This window comes from Paenibacillus sp. FSL R5-0527, assembly GCF_038008055.1.
Lineage (GTDB): Bacteria > Bacillota > Bacilli > Paenibacillales > Paenibacillaceae > Fontibacillus > Fontibacillus macerans.
Genome location: NZ_JBBOYI010000001.1, coordinates 5929413 through 5953079, shown reverse-complemented (window position 1 = coordinate 5953079; position 23667 = coordinate 5929413). Strand labels below are relative to the sequence as shown.

The window sequence follows — 23667 nt, the reverse complement described above, 5'->3', positions numbered from 1 at the left end:
GGCGGAATTCCTTTTGTCCCTGCTTGACGGCGGGCGTAAAACCGGGGTTATATGGGATAGTTTTTGAATTTATTGCGCATTTCCGTTTGTTTATACAAGCAAAAGCGGATGATGTCGGAACGAAAGGTGTCTTTGATTTCGACAAACTTCAGGGCAACGCGGTATTTCTGATCGGTATGTCTTGTGCAGCTGATTATTTTACCGGTAAACGGAATATGCTTCTGGTAGATGTTCGTTCTTAAATATACGGACCCTTGAACTTCTTTGCCCCGTTCCAACGGATCCGGGCAAAGAAACGAAAGACCGCCTCCACTGATGTCAAGGGTGGTCAAAACTAGCGGCTCATCCTTGCCGGCGGCGCGGTCAGCCGGTTTCGGCTGCAGCTTTAATTCGATCTCCAGAGCAACGCGAAAAAAATGGCGGTGCTGGTTTTTTTCCCGCTCGGTTTGAAGATGTCTCAAATATGCGAAATCGGCATCATCGCCTTCGCCGATGTTCATTGCGGCCCCTCCTTTTTCGTCTGTTTCATTTGGAAGCTGCAGACTATACTCTAGTAGACCATACGAAACTCGACAATTTCTAAAAAACGATCCGGCGAGCCGGCCTGGCGTGAATGGGGACGTTTTTTTTGATAAAATTACATATGTCATTCATGTACATTTAAATTTAAAGGAAGTAATGTTAATGAACCATACGAAAGTGGCGGTTATCGGCAGTCTGAATATGGATATCGTCGTGGAGACCCCGCGTCACCCGCAGGTGGGAGAAACGCTGCTTGGCGACCGGGTCCGGTTTGTTCCCGGAGGAAAAGGGGCCAATCAGGCGGTTGCGGCGGCACGCCTCGGGGCGGAAGCCGCGATGATCGGAGCCGTGGGGGACGACGCTTTTGGGCTGGAGCTGCTGAACGCTCTAGGGCGGGACGGTGTTGACGTAACCGGCGTAAAACGCTTGAGCGGGACGGCGACGGGCATCGCTTCGATTTATGTGAGCGAGGGCGATAACAGCATCGTGGTGGTCCCCGGGGCAAACGACCGGGTGCGGCCGGAGGACATCGACCGGAACGAGGCGAAGCTGAAGGAGGCGGACATCGTGATGCTGCAGCTGGAAATTCCGGTCGAAACGGCGCTATACGCCGCCCGGAAAGCGAAGTTGCTCGGCAAAACGGTCGTGCTGAACCCCGCCCCCGCGCAGCCGTTGCCGGAAGAACTGTTTCGCTGCACCGACTTTATGACGCCGAACCGGACCGAGCTGAGCGGCTATACCGGCATTGCCGCCGACGGAACTACGCTTGGTGCGGCCATGCGGCGCTTGAAGGAGCTGGGAGCCGCCAACGTCGTTACGACGCTGGGGGCCGGCGGATCGGCTTATTTGGACGAAAGCGGCGAGGTGCGTTTCGTTATGGGCCATCCGGTACCGGTGATCGATACAACGGGGGCGGGCGATTGCTTTAACGCCGCGCTGGCCGTTTCGATCGCACGGGGACGGAGCCTGCGGGAAGCGGTCGAATACGCCGGGCTGGCTTCCGCGCTGGCCGTCACCAAATTCGGCGCCCAGGCAGGGATGCCTACCCAGGAAGAAGTCCGCATGTTTGCGGCCAAGCGGAATGCTGGCGGGTGACTTCCTCCAGGTCCAGGGCTACTGGACCCTTAGCGGGGTCCTTTAGCGGGGACCCTTAGCAGGCCCAGGAGGAAGCCCCACGTTCCCATGGCCGTCCGAGAAAAAAATCCGGTTGTGAGCGTTGTTATCTGCTAAAATCTAAGCCCAAATCGCCGGGTTTTAGCTAAATAAGCGTTATGGCAACCGTTAGAATTTGAAAACGACGATATTGGAGCAAATAGCGGCTGTGGCAACCGTTAGCGTAGAGAAATTTAGCGTAGAAAGTTAGCGTAGAAAGTTAGCACAGAAGGTTAACTTAGAAGTTTAGTGCAAAAAATATGGAAAGGATGCGAATGTCGGATGGATTCAGCAATGGAAAGCCGGATTGCCGTGAAGCGTATTTACGAAGCGCCTGCTTCGGGGGACGGGTATCGCATTTTGGTGGACAGGCTGTGGCCGCGCGGCGTAAAGAAGGAACAAGCCGCGATCGACGAATGGATGAAAGCCGTCGCGCCCAGCCCCGAGCTTCGCAAATGGTTTAACCACCAGCCGGAGCGTTTTGCGGCTTTTAGCGATAGCTATGTCCGGGAATTGGAGACGGACCCGGAGCGGGCCGTACTTGCGGCCCGCATCCGCGAGTTAGCGGAGAAGCAGCGTGTGACGCTCGTTTATGCCGCCAAGGATCCGGCCTGCAATCATGCGGTTGTACTGCAGCGCTGGTTAACCGGCTAAGCGGGTTATCAGTGTCTCAAATACATATCGGTTGTATGACCGGCTTTGTGAAGGACGGTTTCATTGCTCTGGGCGGCACGCCTGCACGAATGCTTTAAAAAGCCGAAAGCTGCTGTCGTCGATGTTATAGTTGAATTCCGGATGCCACTGCACGGCCAGGACAAAGCTTTTGTCCGGCATAACGACCGCTTCGATCAGCCCGTCCTCCGCAACTGCGGCGGCCATAAGCTGCCCTGACAATTTTTTGATCCCCTGGTGATGGTAGCTGTTGACCTTTAAGGACTCGGTCTGTACGATCTCATACAGGACATTTCCTTTTTCGATGTGAACGTCGTGGACGGGGATGGTGTATGGCGGGGTTTGCTTATGTCCGATCCGCACGGCGCTTGCTCGCTGGGTTGGAAGGTCCTGGTACAGCGTCCCGCCGAGCAAAGCGTTAAACAACTGCAAGCCGCGGCAGATGCCGAATGCGGGCTTATCCTGCTCGATCGCCCGGTTAAACAGCAGCTTTTCCATAACGTCTCTTTCCTCGCACCTTGCCCCGCACACCGGCTCGACCTTCTCCCCGTAAATTTCAGGGTTAACATCATGCCCGCCCGTAAACAAAAAACCGTCAAACGTTTCGGCGATGCCTGCAATGGTTTCCGGGTCCGTCGTTAACGGAAGCATAAACGGAATCCCCCCGGCTTCCTCGACGCCTTTCATGTAACCGGGCAGCATCCAATAGCTATCCTTTTCCTCGTCGTACAACGGCAAAACCCCGATCAGCGGTTTTTTCATATAAATGCCCTCCCCACCCCTATAAGGGTCGAATCTATAAGTTTAGTAGATATTATACATGATTGGCGGGGATAAAGAGACGAGTTCATGGAGGACGGGGGGGTTTCACTTTACCGGACAGACAACCCTATCCATACACTTGATAATATGGTAGTCTATCTTGAAAGAATGGAGCGCAACGCGACTTTAGGAAAGGTGAACAGATGAAAAGTTACACGGTACTTCAAACCCTCTGCATCATAGGGATTATTTTAGCGGTTTGTATTCTGGTTGCCGGATGCTCCGGCTCGAGGGAGGCAAAGGAAAAACAAATAAAAAAAGAGTTGGCCCAAATGGCTCAAAATTACGTCATGGAAAAGTACGGGATGGACGATGCGAAAGTGGTGGAAGTGAAGTTGTCCTACGCCGGGCTGAACGGGCCGATTCCCGTTTTCAAGCGTGAAGTCCCCAAAAGCGGAACGGTTACGTTGGAGTTTAACGGTGCCTCTTTTCGAGTGTTGGCCGGCCCCACATGGAACCGGTACAGCGATGAGTTAAAAAATGTGCTTTCGGACAATTATCAAACTGAACGGATCAAAGCCGATATTCAAGAACAGCTGATTGACAAATTTAAAGTAACGGATGAGTATTACGTCCAAAAGTACAGCATCTCCAGCGAACTTGACTACGGAGGTATCGATTATTTTACGCTGAAGCAAAAATATGACGGGGATTTGGAGACATTTTTGCAGAACAGCCATTTCGGCTTGGAGCTGGAGATTTTCTTCAAAGGCGGCAAGGCGAATCAGAACCAATATTTCGATCAAACCAAGGAACTGTTTCACCAATTGGCAAGCCGTTTCAGCAACGGAGAAAGCGAGATTTCCCTATACGTCAACAAGGAAGACAAATATATGGACGCTAGAATGAAGGAAATTCTGGACATCAGAAATCCCCAAGCGATCGATCCGATTATTTATGGCCCCGCGTATAATTACTGCAGGCTCACTGGAGAAATTCATAACACCCAATACATAGAACGTATCAAGAAAGAATTTCCCGAAACCGACATGAAGCCGCTGGAAATGAAAGAAAACCGTTTTGAATATGTTGATGTCGGAGAGGGGATCAGCCTGGCCTCTATGCTGGAGAATGTAGAATTCCGAACTCCCGAAGACGTCGTTTTTTCCGCTCGACCGCTGACGGAAGACGATTCCTTTACAAAGGCCGATTATAGTGTCCTGGATCCGGACAAAGAAGATCAGTTTGACTACAAGCTGCTGAGCGATAACGTTTACCGCGTGAGCTATCCCAAGCAAGAATATAATGGCAACGAAGTAGACTGGGATGATCCGATTGCCGTAAAAATAAACCGAAGCCAAGTGCCTCAAACGGCCGATCGACTTTTTCTGGTTCACGGTGGAGTATCCGATGAAAACTCCGGGAATTTAATCATCGATTTGGATGATCCGAACTTTCTTACCAGCGCTGATTCCTGGATCGCCCCTGCGAGGACGGACAGCGATTTTGTGATCGTTTACCGGTCGAAGAAGTGAGCGGGGATCGACTAAATTATTGTGAAAGGGTCAGGTGAGCAAAATGAATAGTGAAACAAAAATAGGCCTAGGACGCCAAGAAAGTATTTTGCAATTTTTGTACTCGTTTGTATTCTGTCGAATATACTGCCAAGCGGCCGCGGCCGAAGAGCAGAGTTGCAGCTGATTAACCTGCACTTTGATAATGGTGTTGTCTGCTCTCTCCCCTTATGGAGAGTTTTTTTGTTCATCGCGAATATCAAAAAATTGTCGTTTACTTAAGGCTCAAAACTGAGATTAGTGCTTGATAAAATAAATTATGATAGCGTTCGTGGCTTGGTATCCCTGCATGCTGCTTTACACGATTATCCCTCTTGTTCAGGGGGGAGGAGGGGGCTAATCATATCACGGTCCTTTCCTTTTTCCCGGTGCCTTGCCCCCATTCCTCCCGTCAGGTCTGCTTCACTTCTCCTAAACCTCCTGCTCACAAACCTGTCTAACGATCTCGAACAGGTCTGCTTCTCCCAAACCTATTTTCTTCTCCTGAATTTATCTTCCTCTCTGCTTCCGGATCAAACGGGATAATCGTGCAAAGCGTCTGGACAGCGGATATTGATCTGCCGATATTTCTTGCTTATTAATAGGATTTTTTCAATACGTTTTATAGTCATTTCCAGTGTAAAATGTGTCTCGATCGAAGTTAAGCAATCGGTACTAAATTTAGAAAAGGAGAATTCAGTTTGAATAAATGGATTAAAATCCTTCTGTTTATATTGGTTATCTTTTGGCTTGGGGGGAGTAGTAACGGAACAGGTTGGGGAGCCACTCGTCTATGCTAAGAAAGAAGAAAAAGGATGCCGTCACCGGGCAATTAACCTAGTCAAAATTCCCCCCGTACAGGCACGGTTGGGCCTCTGCCCACATACAATGAAATGACCCAAAATGAAGCAGGTTTATTTTCATTGCCATGTGATTCAGCAGGAGGTGTCATCTATGCCAGGATTATTTACCGCCATAGCACTGTTCATCAAACAGTTGACGTTGCTCGTCTCTTACGTGAAAAACAACGCATTTCCCCAGCCGCTCACGGAGGAGGAGGAGACGAAGCATCTTCAGCGGATGGCTGAAGGGGATGCGGTTTCCCGCAACATTTTGATTGAGCACAATTTACGGCTTGTGGCGCATATCGTGAAGAGATTATAAACAAAGTCCGGCGTAAATTTTTTATGTTTACTGAGAATGTATTGATTAAGCGAGTTGGTAAAGAAAATGCTTTTGTATCAGGGTTTTAGGAACAAATTGAGATAGTTAGGTGTCATTATTTTGGCACCTTTATTGTTTTGGGGGTTGTAGCAAAAATTAACAATTTATAAGAGTAAATTATTGAGATGAGCATAGAATTACAGGATTAGAAATCAAAGAGAAGTGTTCTAATTATAGGGACATTTTTTTTTTTTTGATAGGAATTTTGTCTTAATTTTTAGATAAGAAAATTGATATTAATTACATTACATAAAGTACATGTTCGATGAAGGAGGTCAGCCTAATGAGAAACAAGCCATATGTAAATGAGGATGTTAAATTGCAGATGGAAGCTACGTATACTCGACATAGTAAGCCGAAACGTTCATTCGATCTCGTTATAAAGGGAATCCTGATAAGTTCGTTCATGCTGAGCAATTTCGCTATGGGAGGGGTATCCGCTTTTGCAACGACCTCACCCGATCTTCCCAATTCCCCAACCTCTGTTCAAGCTTCACAGCAAATCCAAGTCCAAGAAGATGAGCTTGTGGTCAATTTACGATTGGCGATCAAAGCCATCGAAGAGATCGGATGGAGTCCGAAGACTCTGCAAGCGATATCGAATAGCCTTCATGCTATTGATGACAAATTGAATGACGATATCAGCTATAGGTTCACATTTGGATTGAAGGATGCCATCTTGGACACTAAGTTAGTGATTGCTCAATATGGCGGGGATGGTTTGACGGAGCTTAGGGGAAAAGGGAATTCGATCAACGAGACATTACAAAGCATTGAGGCAAAAATGGGGATGTCCACTCCTTCAAATCATGCTACCCCACCGCCAGTTCGTAAAAAGGCTGAAGTACGAATCGCGTCCGTAGCCGAGAATAACGTCACCGTAGTCATGGACGGTCAGATCCAATCCTTCCCCCAACCTGCAGTTATCATCGATGGCAGTACGATGGTTCCAATGAGAGCAATCTTTGAGAAATTGGGAGCCGAGATCAAATGGGACGGGGAAACCCGAACTGTCACCGCAACCAAGGGCAATACCGTAATAAGATTAACGTTAGATAGAGACATTGCTTATATCAATGGTAGTCCGGTGAAACTGACCGCCAAGGCTCAGTCTTTGAACGGTCACACGATGGTTCCCCTCCGTTTCGTAAGCGAAGCCCTTGGCTCGGGGGTAAAATGGGATGGGTCAACAATGACCGCTTACATTGAAAGTGCAGGACATACCGATCAAGCTTCACAACAGGTAATTAACGGAATTAAGGTAAAGTATGGTCGTCATACGTATGGAGTATCAACTCAATCGGAATATGACCAGTCTCTCGCGATTGTAGAGGACGCTTTAAAGGGGTTTGACGATGTTGTCTTTGGTGGAATGTACAACGAGTATTTCGAGTTATTTCTTGAAGGTGAGAGATGGTCAGGAGACCGGAGGGATCGATCCGAACGAAATATTGGTCTTAAAATTGCTGAAGGAAGTATCGGTGAACTTGTTAAAGCGGGCGTTAGTAAAGATGTGATCAGAACAGTAAGTAAGGCATCAACAGTTGCAATTGATTTGCTCAGGGGTAAGACTGATCCGCTTGACGGCACACCTCGTTCTATCTATGATGCACTAATTTTGAACAGAATTGATTGTGATCCAATAGCCGAGACGTATTCAGCCGTTTTCGACAGTCTAGGCTTTAACACCATGATTATTGGTGGAAACAACCACGCAGAAGTGTTGATTCAAATCAACGGAGAATGGTGGGAAACGGGTTCGGGGGCATTTAGGAAAGCAGATCCTAAAAAAGCCATAGCCAACGGGTCATATGTTATTTCGCAGCCCACTTTTGGAACCATATTTGAATAGGGTAATGAGTACTAAGGCGATGTCTTGAGCGACATCGCCTTAGTATTTTCCGAAAAAATTCTTCAGAGATTTTTTCTACTTTTGGACATTGGAATTAAGTAGAAATACAAATAGTAACGATAGGACTGATTAATATTCAGTAGTACGAACAACGGACTTGATAAACAGGTTGAGACTTGGAACGTAATCGTGAACCAATATTTTCTCGAGGGGGTATATCCACCCGATTTTAGGATATTGCACTCAGTGCATTTTGCAAAGCAGATGTTGTTGAAGAAACACTTTACCCCGCATCCCGAGACGGTGTCCCACCCGGCACCGTCTTTTTCAATTCCCGATATTACATATGGAGTTCATTTACTTTTTCGAGATGAATTCCCATCAATTTTATAAATAGCAGGAAGATTAAATGCCTAATCTTCAAGGCATTCCAACCAATCAGATTTTTCGAGGAGGAGAGAGCATGAGGAAATTATGCAGCTTCATGGCTTCACTGGCTCTATGTTTCTCGCTGTTCTCAGCTTCAGCTTTCGCCGCTGAGTCAACCGGAAACATAGAGACCGCAGTTCCCACAAATCCCACTCTGACCAGTCTATCCAATCTGACGGACAATAGCCAAAGGGTTGTCACTGACGGTCTGTATGTGGACATTTACTACCCAACCTATACCAACACCTACATCCCCGAGTTCACCTTGGAGCTTTGGGATGTCCAGACCGACAAGTTGATCAGTACCGCCATAGGTAACAGCCAGAATTACCAAGACGGGAAGTACCGCCTGATCTTTAATCATCCGGGGTATCGACTTGGTGATGAATTGGCTTTAATCCTGCGAAAGACGGACGGCATCATCGAGGAGATTAACTTCAATGGCTACCATCTCAAATTGAACACTCACGTCAAGTTCACTATCGACTCCTTCGATTATTACGAGGGCGACAATGATGAGCGAGCTTTCCGAGACCTGACCGCAACCAAGCTCCACCCGCTCACAGCATCTTTGGTAACCAACCCAAAGAAGATTGGTCTGTCGCTCCAATCGGAGTCCGGCGTTCCGTTAAGGAAGACACCTGTCGAGATCAAGCTGTTGGAGGGTAAAGGTTCATTCCAAGCGACTTCGGACGACCACGGTATGATTTGGCTCGACACCGACAAGTTGACATGGAAGTTCCTCGTATCCGCAAAGGGGTTGACTGCATTAGACGGCTCCAATGGCAAAGCCGAGGTCGAGTTACCGGCACCAGTGGTTGCAGGAACACAGAAGTCTGCGGTCATCCTGCCCATCATTTTCAAATCGGCAACTTCTGAATCCGATAGCAAGATTGCTGTATCTCTATCGACCGATGCCAATACCGACTTGAGCAAAGCTTGGTCGGAGTTCGACCTCACCCTAACGGATGCAAATGGGGTGACGAGCACTCACACGCTCAATCTTGACAGCACGACCATCCAAGGATTAGCGGACGGTCAGTACAAACTCCAGGTTTCCAACGCCAAGTACGCCGATGTCAAGCTCGATTCCGCTTCCCTCACTATCCAAGGGGGTAAAGGGGGCATCAAGGGCACCATTCAGCCGAAACATGTTCTCGAAATCAGCAAGGATGGGGACCCTTATAACTTCTCGGTCATCAACGTCACCAAGATCGCTGACAAGAAGTACACGGGAACAAAGCCACAGACCTTCGCCGTAACACCAGGCGAGTCATACATGATCAAGGACAACGATACGGGTAAAGTGGAGACGGTCGCTATTGACGCCAAATCCCCGATTACCAAAGTCGTTTTAGGTGCTGGAGTGGTATTTGGAGGTTCAGCAAGCACACCGCATACCGGCGACCCAATCATTTATTTAGTCATCCTGTTCGTCATGGCAGCAATGGGAGCGTGTTTAATGATGATGGGGTATTTGAAGACCCGCAAAAAATCTGGACTTACAACCAAAACGATGAGTCTTTTATTAGCCGCGGCACTCTTAACCACTGTTTTTTCAGCGGTATCACCGACATCAGCTTTCGCCGCCGAGTCTACTACAAGTGTTAGCGAAGCAACTATCCATGTGGATGGGGGTAATATTCATATTCAGTTGTTTCTAGCTATCGCATTGATCGTAATGGTGATAGTAAATACTGCAATACTTATTTGGTATGTGCGATATCAGAAAAAGAGATTAAAGGACTTAGACGAACTCCGTAACATCCTTAATAACATTCGCAACACCAATGATCGTAAAGTGGTTGCTATACCCAGGGAGAAAGATTCCTCATCCAAAACCAAGTTACTGGGCTATTTATTGATTGCGACACTTGTAACTTCACTTTTTTCAGCGGTAATGCCGACATCAGCCTACGCATCAGATGCGAATGTCGGAGGAACTGATCCTGCAACAGGAAATGCGACTTCATCGACTCCAGCGGGAACATTCCAAGTATCAGATCAAATTGCAGTCCTTCAGTTCGGATTCATTCCTAACAAGGTAAAGCCAAGTGGCGAGAAGGTCTTATCGGCTTCCTCAGGGGTTGCTGATCTTGAAGATCCATTCAAGTTCGATTATGAAGACTTGATGTTCTACATGGCTCCAAGTAAGGTATCGGACACCCTGTGGAGAAAGCAAGGCTCGGGCTTAATCACCTTCAAACGGGGTATCGGAGTGAAGACCCTCTATGGAAATAACCCACTCTACCCGAATAGTCCTGCCGGAAAGAGCCATGAAGACTTGATGAAGCGCACATTAGAGTATGCCGACCTTGCTCGTAATAGAGATCCGAATTATAAAACCAACTACTTCAAACAGATTATTGGTGAGGTTCTCTACAACATTGATCCTAATAACCCGAATAGATCGTTATCCGGTCTAGGAAATGATCGGGTTATCGGTGAAGCCTTGAAAACCATGATCGAAGATTATATCACCAATCGGAAAGATGAAAGTGAAATCGATGCTCAAATCATTGGTAGTTTAATGTTTGGGGGGTATCTGGATCTTATTAAATCCAGAGGCATCCTAACTGGCGATGAATTTATCGCTTTTGAACAGTTGATGAGGGACAAATTTAAGAAGGGTGAGCTGATCTTTTTTGCTCAAGTCGTAGTGGGAATAAGTGTTAAGGACAATCGCTCTGCCTTTGACCGAGATTATGCCTTCATCCCAATGCACCAAGCGACCGACTGGTATCTTTGGACAAGACAAGTTGCTCGTCCGACCGATACGGTCGTTCAGGGGTTGACCGCAAATCGGGAATATGAAGCTGTATCGAAAGGCGGGGCTACCACCGCTGAACAAGGTTCACTTTCTCCGTACAAGGAAAATGGTAACCTGCCGTTCAGTTTCCGTACCTATGCGCGGGATTACTACGCCAGAACCTTAAAGCCGGTAACCGACAGCGTACCGATGTCGACCGATGCTTCCGTTAATCCGTTCGGTGGTTGGGGCTTCCAACCTTGGGGGTATGGGGATTCTGAGCAAGCCAATACGCCAGCAATCGATGCACAATTGAATGTCACAGTGGTCGATAAAGATGGCAATCCTACGAACGAGGTTTTCAATGTTCCAGTAAACGGATGGACGGAACATAGTGAAAGATATTTAGGTGTTCTTGGTGTCGGTAATGATTCGGATTCCGTGATTCGAGGTGGAATGGAAGTAACTTATAAAGGGAAGACTTATAAAATTCTCCCTGACGAAGACGCCAGATTTACATTAGTTGATAAGAAGGACAATGAGAATATCAATAAAGCGGTATTAACAAAGGAAGCTGTAGGCGAAGATTTAACCATTCCTGTTCCTTCTCCGGGGGCGAGTACTTGGGAGATCCGTTTGGGGTATGATACTCCCTTGCCGCTCGATCTGAACAAGTATTTGGGCGGAGACGAATCATCGGGATCGTCATCGGTAGAAAACAAATATGAAGGCACTGGTGAGTTCTCCAATGCTCAAATCACCTTATTCGTTCAAGCGCGAGAAGCCGCTCCAAAAAATGAAAAAGTCGAGAGCAAACTTGAAGTCCCGCAATGGCGACTGTCGAAGTATTGGGGAGATATTTCTCCATCGGCTAAGAATCCGGCAACGTTCAGTCTCCAACTTCCGATTGAGACGTTCAGAAACCCAAGCGTATCGCCATCAGATGTGACCTTTAAGTTACTCAATCCTAATCTGAGCCAAGTTCCTTGGGCGATCAGCCGAGCGAAGTTGTTCAACGACACACCGTATCGCAGCTTCTCGCCTTACAATACTTCAGCCGAGTTCAACCTTGCCGGAGACCTGTTAGCCCTAAAAGACAACGGCACAATCAGCAACAATAAATTTGCATCTTGGATAAACGACATCACCTTATTCGATAATCGTATCGGTTCTGCCAGTGTTGGTTCTCCAGAAGGACAAGCAACGGTAACCAAGAGCTTCTTGTTCCAATATGGGGTCGATAGCGGTGTTGATCCGTTCCGTTACACTGAGGACAAACAAGTTCCTGATTATTATCATGACACTCCATTCGGGGGTCACTGGCATTATAAGTGGGAGCCAAGAACCGCTAACGCCATAAGCAATTACGATACAGCGGACTATGATACAACCGTAACCTTCCAACGTTACATTCCGAAGGACAGCACCGCCCCGAAGACCTTTGAAAATGCTTCGGAGTCAGTCAACGGCAAGCATTGGGAGACGAATCAAAGTACGGAGACCTTGAAGGTTAATCCGGAAGTGTTGATGGCGTATGACGATCATAACGGTAACACGAGTGTCGCCTTTGTCGCAGGAGATAGACTTCGCCCGATCAAGCCAGTCACTTACAATGTGGCGCAGTTTGTTAACGTTGAAGTTGAACCGATGGTCACGGGAACTTCGGTAGCAACCGATTCGAATGCGAAGCAGTTGGCAACAAGCCTTAATGCATCAGGCAAAGAGGTTCTTTATAAAGGCAGCGGGGTAACCACGAGCTTCGATGTTAAAGGTCAGCTTGAACTGAAGACCTTCGCTTTGGACATTGGTAACTCCGCATTGAAAAATGCTTGGAATCCGGGCACAACCTACTCGACCGATGCAATCAATGAAGCTTTCGTATCCAAATATGCAACTAAGGATGAAGCTACGGGCAAGTGGAAGGTGATGCTCGATGCGGATGGAAAGCTGGTGATTGGCGGTAAGGAGTATGGTGGCAAACAAGGAAAAGTTGTGGCGGAGCAGTCGAATCAAGATGTAAAGATGTACGTTCTTGAAGTGCGCGGCGGTAAGTTGATCGGGGTAAATGGCAACCGCAACTTGGGCAGCTTGCCGACCGAATTGAAGGAAGCTTTGACTCGCATGCACATCATGGGTGAAGACAACATCTTTAACGCCTTTGAGCGTAATGCTGGTGCTGAACTGACAGAGGATATTGTAGCCAACCTTGGTAATGCAGTTCGAGGAACGAATGATCTTGCAGTCGATAAAGGTTTCTACAATGAAGATTCGACTGTCTTAATTGTAAAAGAGTATACTACGACCTTTAATCTTCCTTCCTACATGACAGTCGATAAAGTTCCGATGGAGATTGACGGTTTGGAAGTTCCGGTAGATAAGAACCAGTTCTTCTCTAAAGGAAAAACGGGGCATACTTTACTCCAGTACAAGGTGGCTGTTGTCGAAATGGTTGCCGATTCCTCCAAGGGTGATTTCGGGGTCAAGAAATCCACGCAGTTTGTGGTTGGCAACGCGAGTGTTTTAGACAGTTTCTCCAGTCCGTAATGGTTGTCTGTTCGGGGGTTGTAAAAGGCTTGGCATTGAATTGGATATAGCAGTCTTGAAATGAAGGTGTCGAAAAAATCGGCACCTTCTTTTCTTGCGATGATGTTTCGATTTACGGTATAGTACCACAACACCAATTTTTCTATTATTTTGCGAGGGGTGTTGTCATGTCCAGCATATCTGAATCAGATCTGCACACTCGATTTCCTTGGTCGAAACCGGTTTCTCCTTTGCTAACAGACCATGAAAAATCGGAAGGTTATTTCTGCGATCCGATCCCTTGGAACTTTGACGAACCTGTCTTAAGGTTAATCGAGCAAATGTTTACAGAGATCGAGGCGTACTTCTTCAAAAAGAATCAGCCTGTCGAAATTGCGATCTACGGGATGCATGAATTATTTGGCGAACTCCAGGTTGAAATGTACAGTCCTCATCCTGAAGTCTATCGGATCGTGAAGAAGTACCAAAGACTATCGAGGAATTTATTATCAAACGATGATGAAGTAGGTTAAAGGAAATCCACTGATGGGTGTCGTGAATAGCGGCGCCTTTTTTTTATGGGATGTCTTGAAGGGAGGGGGGGGAGCTGAAAAATATATTGAGGGAGATGAGATATATGTGACGGAGTTGAAATTAAGTTTTCGATCTGGATTAAGAGATTTTTTCTCTTCTAGTGAATAAAAAATTCACTAGTCGAGGTGGCTGGAAATGAGCAAAGTTAGTGTGGATTTAGATCAAGTGAAAGTTAAAAATGGAGTATTACCCAAACCTGATGAACTGAATACAAAAGAAGATGTGTTTCCTAAAGGCTTGCGGGAGATGGTTGAAGAAAATTTGCAAGTAGAACTCTTACATGTGGAGTACCCAAATTATGATGGTAAGATTTTTGTACCAAAGATAACCAGCGTATGGGGAGAGTCAAAACCGGTATTTTTCCCTCTCTCTGATCTAATAGATAAAAAGAAAAGAGAGCAAGTAGTCATTCAATTAGTGAATCGGGGTATTTTTGATCCCGAAAGAGACTTTGAACCCCTTTTGGAATATATTAGGTGTTTAATTCGTGCAGGTTTATATAAAACGCACGATACAGCATTTCAACATTATATTTCTGAAACTGAGGATCTTTCCGAAAACGAAGATAGCTTGGAGTATTACAAACTAGTTGTCGAATATATTGAGGAGAATCGTTCGGTATTTCCGAAAAGAAGTAGTAATGCCTTCAATAAAGAATGGTGTCATGGTGTTCAGTTAGATAAGCCGGAACAAGTGAAGAAATTTGGCAAAAATGCTTATGCGATCATACCTGAATACCTTCGTGAGTTATTTCAAATACCATATACTAATAAGTATGGTGCTATCCTTGATGACCTCGTTAAGAAAGGGCTTCTGTATTGCGGAGGGGGTAAAAAACCAAGAAAGGACATTGTGGTCTCGCTTTCTGATACGGTTGCGATGAAAGCATATGTCTTTAAGATTGATCCTTCAGTATCATCTGAAGGAGGGAATGTGGATGATAAAGATAAAGTTTATTAAAACACTAAAAACTATAGGCGGTAAGATCCGCTTATTGAAGAAGCTTATCCCTATCATTCGTTTTGTAGTGAAATCCTATCAAATGATTGGTGTACTCGATCTTTTTGGTGGAGGGAATAAGTTCATTCCACAATTAGATAGATTCTCAATACCTATTCGAATATACAATGAGCTAGACGAAGGTATCTCAAATTTGATGGCTTGTCTCGCTGATGAAAATAAAGCGAAAGCTGTGATTGATTTAGCATTTCAATTGCAGGATGAATATAAAACTAAAGAAGCATTTCATGAGGCGCGAAAGAAGAGACGTTCTAAGGACACACCGCAAATCGAATCAGCTGCACTTACACTTATTGTAGCAGAGTTCAGTAGAGCTGGAGATAGGATCAAGTATTATAGACCAAATGTTGAACGAGGAATAAAGCATAAGAGTCTAATGCGTTTTATGGAACTTGTCCCGATCATGCGAGATGTTTGTGTGACCTGTGCTAGTTATAAGATTTTCTTTGAGATTTATGGTCATAGAAGTGATTTTCTAGCGATTTTAGACCCGCCATATGTTAATGCTGACTGCTACGAAGATTCATTTCCTAACTGGATGCATGAGGAGATGGTCAGAACTATCGTGGACACCCAAATGAAGGTCATCCTTTGTGGGACTGATAACACTATATATGACTATCTTTCTCCAGAAAGAGGATGGTATAAGTATAAACTTGGGGAAATACCGCGAAGTAATGTAGGTAAGGCGGATACAGTACAGGAAGAATTTATTTGGACAAATTTTGTAATTCCGCACTTCTTACTTTCAAGGTTAGATATTCAACCAGTCTACCCAATCAATCCAATCAAATAAAATAGTTGAATGATATCCCCAAATCGGTTGTTTTACTTCGATTTGGGGATATCAACTTTGATAACAGTTTGATCGACAGGTTAAATAAGCATCGCTAAAATCACACTTGAGGATGACAGTTGGACAACAGGATCTAAATTCCACGCTAAAAGCACACTTGTGCCGGTATACTTGGACTCATTCTGACGGCATGTTGTCGCAAATCCGTCTTGAAATCGGGGTTAATTAACACATTCGGAGGTAAATTGTCAGTGATCTTGCGGAGCACTGTTGATATTTGTTGAAGAATGAGAGTTAAGGATCACTGCATCGAGGTTTTTATTATTCGCATTTTCGTAAACCGAATTTTTTCGTATTAGGTCAGGGTGATTTTTCTCCCCATATCGGGGGTCGTCCACGCCCTTCACAAAGGCTCCAAAATCGCCCTTACAACCCCCTCGGCTGTCATAGGTCTACCCCGCCTTCAAAAGCGTTACAAAACGACAGACAGGTGGCTCATACCGTTCGTTTGAATGGCGGCTCTGGTTCATTGTCGGCACTTAGCTTCATCCTGTTCGATTCCGAAAGGTTTAATCATGCTCTTTCTAAGGCAGTTGGCTTCAATCGGTGGATGGAAGGTCAAGGTTCAAATGGCTCATGCAACTCTGCAGCTTTTAGAACGTCCAGCAGCGGTTTTATAAAAACACCTGAAAGTTCAATGAAGTCCCCCAGGTTGATTTGGTAGTGGATGAGCTGTCAAGTCTGAATCTTACTGACAGCATGTTGTCGCAAACCTATGGTAAAAGCACAGTTTTCGCCAATACGGTTTTCGATAGTTCAGGACGCAGTAACGACATCAGGTTCTAAAAGCACACTTCTCGATGGAGGGGTTGCCATGACAAATGATTTTGCACAACCTGTCGTTGCGAGAGGAGGTATGGACAGAGGGTTAAATGCCATTTCGTGGAGTAAGATCTGCAATCTACAAAGGAAAAGGTACTCTGATCAACTTGAGATGATATAAATTTCGAGAGTTAACTTAAACCAAATCGATATTTGAATGTTCATCAGACGCTAAACTCGTATTTTTCCGCAATGGTATGAAATGGTATCTTAGTCCCCTCCCCCTTCATTACGGGGTCGCCCCTGTTCGCTTCTTGTTCGCCTTTTGCTCTGCCCTCCATATTTGCCCTCTGCGCCTTCTGCCCTCGCTTAGGGCTATGTCCTATTACCCTCCCCCTGAAAATCGTACACAGGGGCGTACAGGCTCGTCACGCGCTGTGGTCGCTTCTCGGTCGATGGTCGGTCGCCCAAAATCCAGTCGTATCAAGGGTTTTCGGCTCTTTGGTTTAGTCAAAATATTATTAAATTAGTTAAAAAACAACTTGCTTAGTGACTAAATCAGAGCTATACTCGTAATACGAACGAAATAGGTAAATTGTACTAGAAAAGGAAAAATAAAGAAAATATTATTGAGGGAGAAAGGATGATTGAAATGATGGAGCAATTGTTGATTATGTTTTGGGGTTTACTGAGCTTTTTCCTTGGGTTTCGTTTCTTCACCGTTGCGATGGATGATTTAGGCGAGACTGTTAGAGGACGCGTTTCAGGTGTGTTGGCATTTGGGTTCTTCATTATGATGATTGTTACCAAATTTCTCGTTGGTTGATTTGCAACAGTGAACGCACCTTGTTGTTAAAGAACACAAGTTGATTTGAAAGGAGGTGAGCAGTTCGGTGCAGAGAAAGGTTCCGATGTTTTACGATCCAGATACAGATCGCTGGTGTGTTGGACAAGATGGAGATAGTTATGGACTCCATTGTGGTGAATGTTTCGAGATCTATTTGGGCGAGAGTGCCATTCCTTGCCGGATTGAGATGGATCGAGACTGGTATCTGATCATTAATGGGGTTAGTTTTAACCTTCGGAAATCGAATAGATATCTGGTGAACATGAAATAAAAGTGAGGTCGAGAATATGGCAAGAGTTGGTTACCTTCGTGTAAGACGGAAACAGGAGATTGAAGAATTTGAGAACAAAGCAAAAGTGGACAAAATTTTTATAGACTTGACGGACGAGTTCGGGTTCACGAATGGTGAATCTTTGAAATCAATGTTGGAGCAACTTGAAGTTCAGGATACTGTCGTAATTCGTAATTTATGCGATGTTGCAGATGATGTTACCGAATTACGTAAATTTATTGTCACTTTGAGGGATATTGATGTAGCCTTGGTAATGCTTGAGTCGAATGATTTGAGTATCTTGACGCAACAGGGGTATGAAACACTTTCTATGATTGTAGAATTTCAAAAGGACAAGGCTAAGGGTCAACAATCGAAACAAATGAAAGCTGGTCGACCTTCCAAGCCTTATCCACCAAATTTTCTGGAGGTATATGAAGCCTACCGTACCAAGAATGTTAACGGATCAAAATCAGTAAAGGGATTATCGGGACCGGAAGCCGCAAAGAAATTGTCGATAAGCTACAATAAGTTCCGCGAATTGGTCAAGATTTTCGAATTAAAGGTTTAAGTTCTGCTTTTTAGAGAGAGAGGGGAAGGGAGAATGCGTTCGGTGATTAGCTTTTCTATCAATAAGACGGATAAAGAAGTATTTGAAGCATCAATGATTGCCCTTGGTTACAATCGGGAAAATCGGTCTTTGCGGGGTAAGGAATGGCAAAGCGAGGTCATTCTTGCCTGTCTTGAAAGAAGACTTGATAGTAGTGATTATGTCAATGTAGAAGGTTATTCGGTAAGATGCGAACACTATTCGAACCTTCAAAAGTTTAGTCGTGAGGTTAACTTTATTAATGATGATGAATGGGAACAGGGATATAAAGGCATCACTGAATCGACTTTTAGTAAAGGTTCAAGATTTAACAAAAAAACGGAAGTGGATCTTCTAATTGAGCAACTTGATAAGGAAATGATTATCGCTGAGTTCAATGAATTTGCATCAGAAGTGGCAATTGTTGATGGTAAGAACATTCGAACACTGCTAAGAAATGCCTTGACCACAGGGTATAAGAGATACATCAATCCGATTATCTTTCTGATTAAAAAGTATCAAAAGGAAGAACTGTTTGAGACAGTCCTTAATAGTAGAAAGTTAATGGATGCACTGGACATATTGGATGAAGACTATGAATTAAGGGCAGTCATAGGAGGTGATGATCGAAACGAAGCCGGTTATGAAACTTTAGGGCGGAGGAAGTATATCGTTGATGTTGATGAGAGGGGTAAGAGAGTGGTTTGAAAAAATAAAACATGAGGAGTGTTATCTTATGAATATCACAAATATTGTTAATACAATAACACTTCCCCGTATTGAAGATTGGGAAGTTAAAGAGCATTGGCGTAAAGAATGGACTCCAGTTTTAGATGAAAAGAGTACAGATATTGAAATCAATGATAACTATACGATAAAACAACGTGCACTTGCTTTAATGAGACGCCGTAAGACATGGTTGATGAATAGGGTTTATTCCACGTATTACGATGAGTACACACTTTTGGTTTGTTTTGATACAGGAGGGGTTTATTATTTCAATAATAAAAAGTACGAATTGGTAATTCAAAATAACCAGATTTATTTAAGAGATTATATAACGGGTGAAACCAAACTTGTGTATGATGGTGAGTTCTTCGATCCTACTCCGAAAAAATGGCTGATGAAAAGTAGTTCAAGATTAAGTAGGTCACATCGTTATGGAATAGAATGGGGGAAAAATGGTTTTAGAGCAGATAGAATTTTTATAAAGGATCATCAGCTAATTGCAGTTTTATATTTCGGACAAGAGGCGATATATGCTGTTGAAGAGTTTCATAGTTTAGTCGTAAACCATCGGAATCTAAATAAGCATGATAATCGTCCTGAAAACTTAGAGCTTTGTACAGATGAAGAAAATACTGAGCACTACCTTACTATGAAACCAATTCTTGAAGCAAAAAAGTTGGAGTTTACAAGATTAGTGGTAAGCACAATTCAACAAATGTATGGGAACGAGAGTCAACCTATTGTAAGTTAAATACTAACAAAAGGATAGAGGTATATGGCGAATGGTAATATTATGTAGTATTTGAAGCGCAGGATCAGGGTTGTTGATTCTGCGCTTTATAAATATAAACGTACAAGTTGTAAGGTTACGGTTTTTAACTCATAGGCAGAACAAGATTTGATTAGTAAACAAACCGAGAATCGGTTAGAAATCGATCATAAGCTCTAAATGATTATAACTTACTTTATTTTTCGGAGTTAACAAACAGCGCGGGGACATTATATTAACTCTTTAAATGTTAATCGGAGTTTTTCCTTTGAATCGTAAAAGTAGAAATAGTCGGGCGGTAATTCATTTTTATTACAAACTGGAGTGGTTTTAGCTCGACAATGAGAATCTATTAAAATATCAGGACTGGTTTTAGCTCACAAATGTGTATCTGTATAAAAATCAGGACTGGTTTTATAAAAAGAAAGACTTCTTTTAGAAAAAGTGTGAGTATTTTAGAACGATGCAGATTACTATTATAACAACAATGAGTGGATTTATAATATGTTAATACTTTTTAGAATTAGCACGACTTCGATTATAAAAAGACTGAGTTCTCTAATAAAATTGCGGAGTAGTTTTACAAAAGTTTCTGTTATGTCTTATTTTTGAACGAGTTATGCTTTGTATAGAAGGAGTGTTTTATAAAATTTTGGTTTTCAAGTATGGGTCATGCTGAGTACCGCATTCCAATTTGGGGTATGAATTGCATGTTTCTTCAAAAATGGTTGTTCCTTCGTTTAAGTTGCTTTTCCTCGGTTTCATCAATTTACCCCAAACGTAGACCTTCTATCAACAGAGATTAAGATTTCGTTCAAGTATTTTTCAGGTGTCTTACATGGAGCAAAGAACAAATGCGCTTTATTGTGTTGTTTTCTGCTTACTTCCTCAAGAATCCTATCTTCGATTGGTCACATCTAGTCATATTTCACCCCGTTTTTGATTGCGACATTCCCCGAGCAATAATTTTTATTTTCAAGGGCATGTTAGTTCGATTTAGACAGTTTGAAAGTGAGCAATTTTATATTACTGAGGGTTGGCTACTTGTATAAAATTATTCAGCTCATCCCCCTCGGGCGGTTTTCCCTTTATGCGTCTAGGAATTTCACGAAAATCTAAACCTCCACAAGCCTAAAAGTACGGCAAAAAACGATTATTTCCCTAAGTTGGGGGTCGGTTCAACATGTAAAGAGTTGATTTTGTTGTTTTCAGAGGACTTGATTGAGCAAAATTGGAGATCCATTTGAAAAACACCAGAAGGGATGTTGGGACATGACTGATGTGAGATCACAGATTGTGACCGATTTCAACTCGTTAGTTGAAGTTTCTTCACAGATTAGTGCCAAGTTGACTTCACCGAACCTGACAGACAATGAACGCCAACTCTATATATTAAAGCTCTCTGTAATAAAGATGATTACCGGATTTTTAAAGGCACTCATGGATCAATCGCCCAAGCTGAAGGCTCTAGTAATGATTTGTTTGACTGATGGCAGATGCAGCAGTGAAGAAGCGGAAAAACTAGGCTTTCGCAGTATCGGTCATATGCGTTTTGTTAGGGATCAGTTGAGGACTTTGTTGGCATCGTCTGTCTTGGAGACTGGAATCATAAATCTACTTTTTCGGACGAATTCCATTGCTGAGGTTCAAGAGATTATCAATTGGTATAAAGCAAATGTTATTGAAAATGTCCAATTAAGACGTTTTATCGCGCGGAATTAAGGGAGGGGGTATCATAATGGCACACCAACCCAATATCTTTCGTAAAGTAAGAGATGCCCGGCAAGATGTAATTAGTCGTTTGAATGATGAGATTTACAGTGATCAGTATGAATTGGAAAAGAGCAGATTAGATGCATTGGATGAGTTGATTCGGTATGTACGATCCCTTTCCTATATCAAACATAAGGATACGAAGAAGAGACTTGAGGAATATTTCAAGTCGGGTTTGAATTGCCGAACAACTGCAGCCCGACTTGGGATCGATAATATAAATGCTGTAGAGCAAACAGTCAAAAATGCTTCAGATAAGGTTAGACGAATCATTGAGCAGCCGTTAGACAATGTGATGCAAGCCAAAACTGTAGATGCCATCAATGAAGCTGTCCAAATGTTTCGAGTAAAAACGGATCAACCAGACACATACGGATACTTCTTACCGGGACTCTCGCGCTTTCTACCTTCGCCTAAGTACAATCCAATTTATAAGCTTAGGGATTGTGAGAAGGAGTTAACATGGCTTGGGGTATTTGCTCATTTTGCAGAATTTTTACTCACCCAGTTTTGTAATCCAGAAAAAATCGCTCATATTCTCTCTTTAATAAGCAGTCGTAACGGATCAGCCTTGGATCGTGAGGCATTAAAACTTTTCTTTAGCGGTAAGTTTAGCCAAAATGAAACGGGAAAACAACGCACCATCCAGCAACAGGTGAGCCATATGCTTGAGTGGCTCGAAAAACAGAATCCTTATATGAATGAGGAGGATGAGGTAAATGCGCCCGATGCGGATTAATGATTTATTGAAATACCGTTTTCCTTCTCCTGAAGAGGTGTATTTTCTTGATGGGGTATTGTTCGAGCCTTTAACTCCTGATCAAATGCTTCAATTAGCTTCTCTTCCTTATAGAGATGATTATTTTATTAGGTTGGCGTATTCTGTTTCGTATCGCTCACTTCGTCATTTTATTGATGAGGATTTTATTGAACTGATCAAGAAGATTCCACACGATTCAAGCAACTTTACGAGTTCAGTTACCGAGACACCAATTCGTTGCCTGACCATACTTACAAACCTAAAATCTCCGCTTTATCAAGTACGGGAAATGAAATGGATCAAAGGAACGTACCTTCTTGGTTGTTATGGAATGTATACTATTCAATGGGAGTTTGACTATAGTGAAGAATTATTGCTGATGGTAGCGACTCGAATTGTCCAGTATAGTTTGGAGTCTTGTAACCCTTACAAGCGACTGTTTATCGGTTTGATCGAACCCGATAACAGATGGCAGCTAATGTTAGTCAACATGAGTATTTCCCCATTTCTTATGCAAGATGGTGGTAGTCCCGTGAGTGCGTTAGTTCGGGTTTATGACCCAACAACTTTTGTTAAGATGGTTTCTGGTGAGTTAAATCCGAACGATGTTCCTTGTCAGGAACTAAGGCTAATCACAAAAGTGGCAGTAAGTTTACAGCATTTTAAGTAGCTGTTTTTAGTTGAATTATCGGCACTTTAATCCTTATGGTTGGAAATCTGGTTGTAATGAAAGATAAGATAAAAGTTCCATTAATGAAAGAATTTAAGTTGGTGATCAGTATAAGGATGATTAGTTTTTTATTGATTGTAGTCTTATCTTTAATGATGGAGGTTATGTAAGTACGGCTATTGATGCAACAGTCGTGGTTAACCAGATTGGGGTAAACCAGCGGTCGTAACTGACCTTTCTTTTATAATGGAGTTTTTCATCAAAGGTTGGAGAGTATTTTGTGGTTCGATACGAATAGAGAGAAGTTTTCGTATTATAATACATCTCCCTCTGGGTAGGTGTCATCCTCTCTTCCCTTCTCTTTAATCCACTCTTGCAGTTAAATCCGCGAGAGTGGATCTTTTTATGTGTTAAAGCTATCAGGATTCAATGAATTAGGGCGCAGTGGGCATTTGGGGGGGTTGAATGTTGAAAACTATTTTTGAAAATTGATTTTTACTCAGATTCTAAAGAAGCCCCTAAATTTTCGACTTATTATTTTTGAATAGGAGTTTTAATCAAGTGCGAAATCTATTCATGTCATTTTTAT

At 43.7% G+C, this 23667-nt stretch carries 19 protein-coding genes and 1 pseudogene; 18 read left to right on the top strand and 2 right to left on the bottom strand.

What is annotated here, in order from left to right; all coding sequences use genetic code 11:
- Nucleotides 1-47: 47 nt before the first annotated feature.
- On the bottom strand, nt 48-500 hold the full coding sequence (locus NYE69_RS26450; RefSeq protein ID WP_340928744.1) for a flagellar brake protein: 453 nt from the start codon (nt 498-500) through the stop codon (nt 48-50).
- Between the two features lie 184 nt (nt 501-684).
- Between NYE69_RS26450 and rbsK the strand changes: the two genes are divergently transcribed.
- Nucleotides 685-1617, top strand: coding sequence for a ribokinase (rbsK, locus tag NYE69_RS26445; RefSeq protein WP_340928742.1), 933 nt, complete (start codon nt 685-687; stop codon nt 1615-1617).
- A gap of 339 nt (nt 1618-1956) precedes the next feature.
- The gene (locus NYE69_RS26440) at nt 1957-2328 is read left to right on the top strand and encodes a DUF488 domain-containing protein (protein ID WP_340928740.1); all 372 of its coding nucleotides are present in this window, start codon (nt 1957-1959) and stop codon (nt 2326-2328) included.
- Between the two features lie 60 nt (nt 2329-2388).
- On the opposite strand, the gene NYE69_RS26435 is transcribed toward NYE69_RS26440, so the two are convergent.
- Nucleotides 2389-3108, bottom strand: coding sequence for a gamma-glutamyl-gamma-aminobutyrate hydrolase family protein (locus NYE69_RS26435; RefSeq protein WP_340928738.1), 720 nt, complete (start codon nt 3106-3108; stop codon nt 2389-2391).
- A 332-nt stretch (nt 3109-3440) separates the two neighbouring features.
- On the opposite strand from NYE69_RS26435, the gene NYE69_RS26430 reads away from it, so the two are divergent.
- The 16 genes and pseudogenes from NYE69_RS26430 (at nt 3441) to NYE69_RS26355 (ending at nt 23078) form a co-directional block, all read left to right on the top strand.
- Nucleotides 3441-4643: a hypothetical protein gene (locus NYE69_RS26430; RefSeq protein ID WP_340928736.1), complete on the top strand. Its 1203-nt coding sequence runs from the start codon at nt 3441-3443 to the stop codon at nt 4641-4643.
- 972 nt (nt 4644-5615) lie between these two features.
- A pseudogene (locus tag NYE69_RS26425) lies at nt 5616-5819 on the top strand (RNA polymerase subunit sigma-70); the annotation flags it as partial.
- A 349-nt stretch (nt 5820-6168) separates the two neighbouring features.
- Nucleotides 6169-7737: a copper amine oxidase N-terminal domain-containing protein gene (locus NYE69_RS26420; protein WP_340928734.1), complete on the top strand. Its 1569-nt coding sequence runs from the start codon at nt 6169-6171 to the stop codon at nt 7735-7737.
- 463 nt (nt 7738-8200) lie between these two features.
- Nucleotides 8201-13459, top strand: a complete 5259-nt coding sequence (locus NYE69_RS26415; protein WP_340928732.1) for a hypothetical protein — start codon at nt 8201-8203, stop codon at nt 13457-13459.
- A 167-nt stretch (nt 13460-13626) separates the two neighbouring features.
- On the top strand, nt 13627-13971 hold the full coding sequence (locus NYE69_RS26410; RefSeq protein ID WP_340928730.1) for a hypothetical protein: 345 nt from the start codon (nt 13627-13629) through the stop codon (nt 13969-13971).
- 13 nt (nt 13972-13984) lie between these two features.
- Entirely contained in the window at nt 13985-14140 is a 156-nt protein-coding gene (locus NYE69_RS26405) for a hypothetical protein (protein ID WP_340928728.1), read from the top strand.
- Between the two features lie 27 nt (nt 14141-14167).
- On the top strand, nt 14168-14992 hold the full coding sequence (locus NYE69_RS26400) for a hypothetical protein (RefSeq protein WP_340928726.1): 825 nt from the start codon (nt 14168-14170) through the stop codon (nt 14990-14992).
- Nucleotides 14970-15848, top strand: a complete 879-nt coding sequence (locus NYE69_RS26395) for a hypothetical protein (RefSeq protein ID WP_340928724.1) — start codon at nt 14970-14972, stop codon at nt 15846-15848. Before NYE69_RS26400 ends, NYE69_RS26395 begins: the two co-directional genes overlap by 23 nt.
- A 1474-nt stretch (nt 15849-17322) precedes the next feature.
- Nucleotides 17323-17496: a hypothetical protein gene (locus tag NYE69_RS26390; protein ID WP_340928723.1), complete on the top strand. Its 174-nt coding sequence runs from the start codon at nt 17323-17325 to the stop codon at nt 17494-17496.
- Between the two features lie 85 nt (nt 17497-17581).
- Nucleotides 17582-17788, top strand: coding sequence for a DUF5348 domain-containing protein (locus tag NYE69_RS26385; protein ID WP_340930541.1), 207 nt, complete (start codon nt 17582-17584; stop codon nt 17786-17788).
- Between the two features lie 16 nt (nt 17789-17804).
- On the top strand, nt 17805-18359 hold the full coding sequence (locus NYE69_RS26380; protein WP_340928721.1) for a hypothetical protein: 555 nt from the start codon (nt 17805-17807) through the stop codon (nt 18357-18359).
- A gap of 33 nt (nt 18360-18392) precedes the next feature.
- Nucleotides 18393-19085 carry a hypothetical protein gene (locus NYE69_RS26375; RefSeq protein WP_340928719.1) on the top strand — a complete coding sequence of 231 codons (693 nt, stop codon included), beginning with the start codon at nt 18393-18395 and terminating at the stop codon, nt 19083-19085.
- Nucleotides 19086-19113: 28 nt separating this feature from the next.
- A complete protein-coding gene (locus NYE69_RS26370; protein WP_340928718.1) occupies nt 19114-19857 on the top strand; it encodes an HNH endonuclease in 744 nt (247 codons plus the stop codon).
- A 1290-nt stretch (nt 19858-21147) separates the two neighbouring features.
- Nucleotides 21148-21597: a hypothetical protein gene (locus NYE69_RS26365; protein WP_340928717.1), complete on the top strand. Its 450-nt coding sequence runs from the start codon at nt 21148-21150 to the stop codon at nt 21595-21597.
- Between the two features lie 16 nt (nt 21598-21613).
- Nucleotides 21614-22387 carry a hypothetical protein gene (locus NYE69_RS26360; protein WP_340928716.1) on the top strand — a complete coding sequence of 258 codons (774 nt, stop codon included), beginning with the start codon at nt 21614-21616 and terminating at the stop codon, nt 22385-22387.
- Nucleotides 22368-23078 carry a hypothetical protein gene (locus NYE69_RS26355; protein WP_340928715.1) on the top strand — a complete coding sequence of 237 codons (711 nt, stop codon included), beginning with the start codon at nt 22368-22370 and terminating at the stop codon, nt 23076-23078. The genes NYE69_RS26360 and NYE69_RS26355 overlap by 20 nt, the downstream gene beginning before the upstream one ends.
- Nucleotides 23079-23667 lie beyond the last annotated feature (589 nt).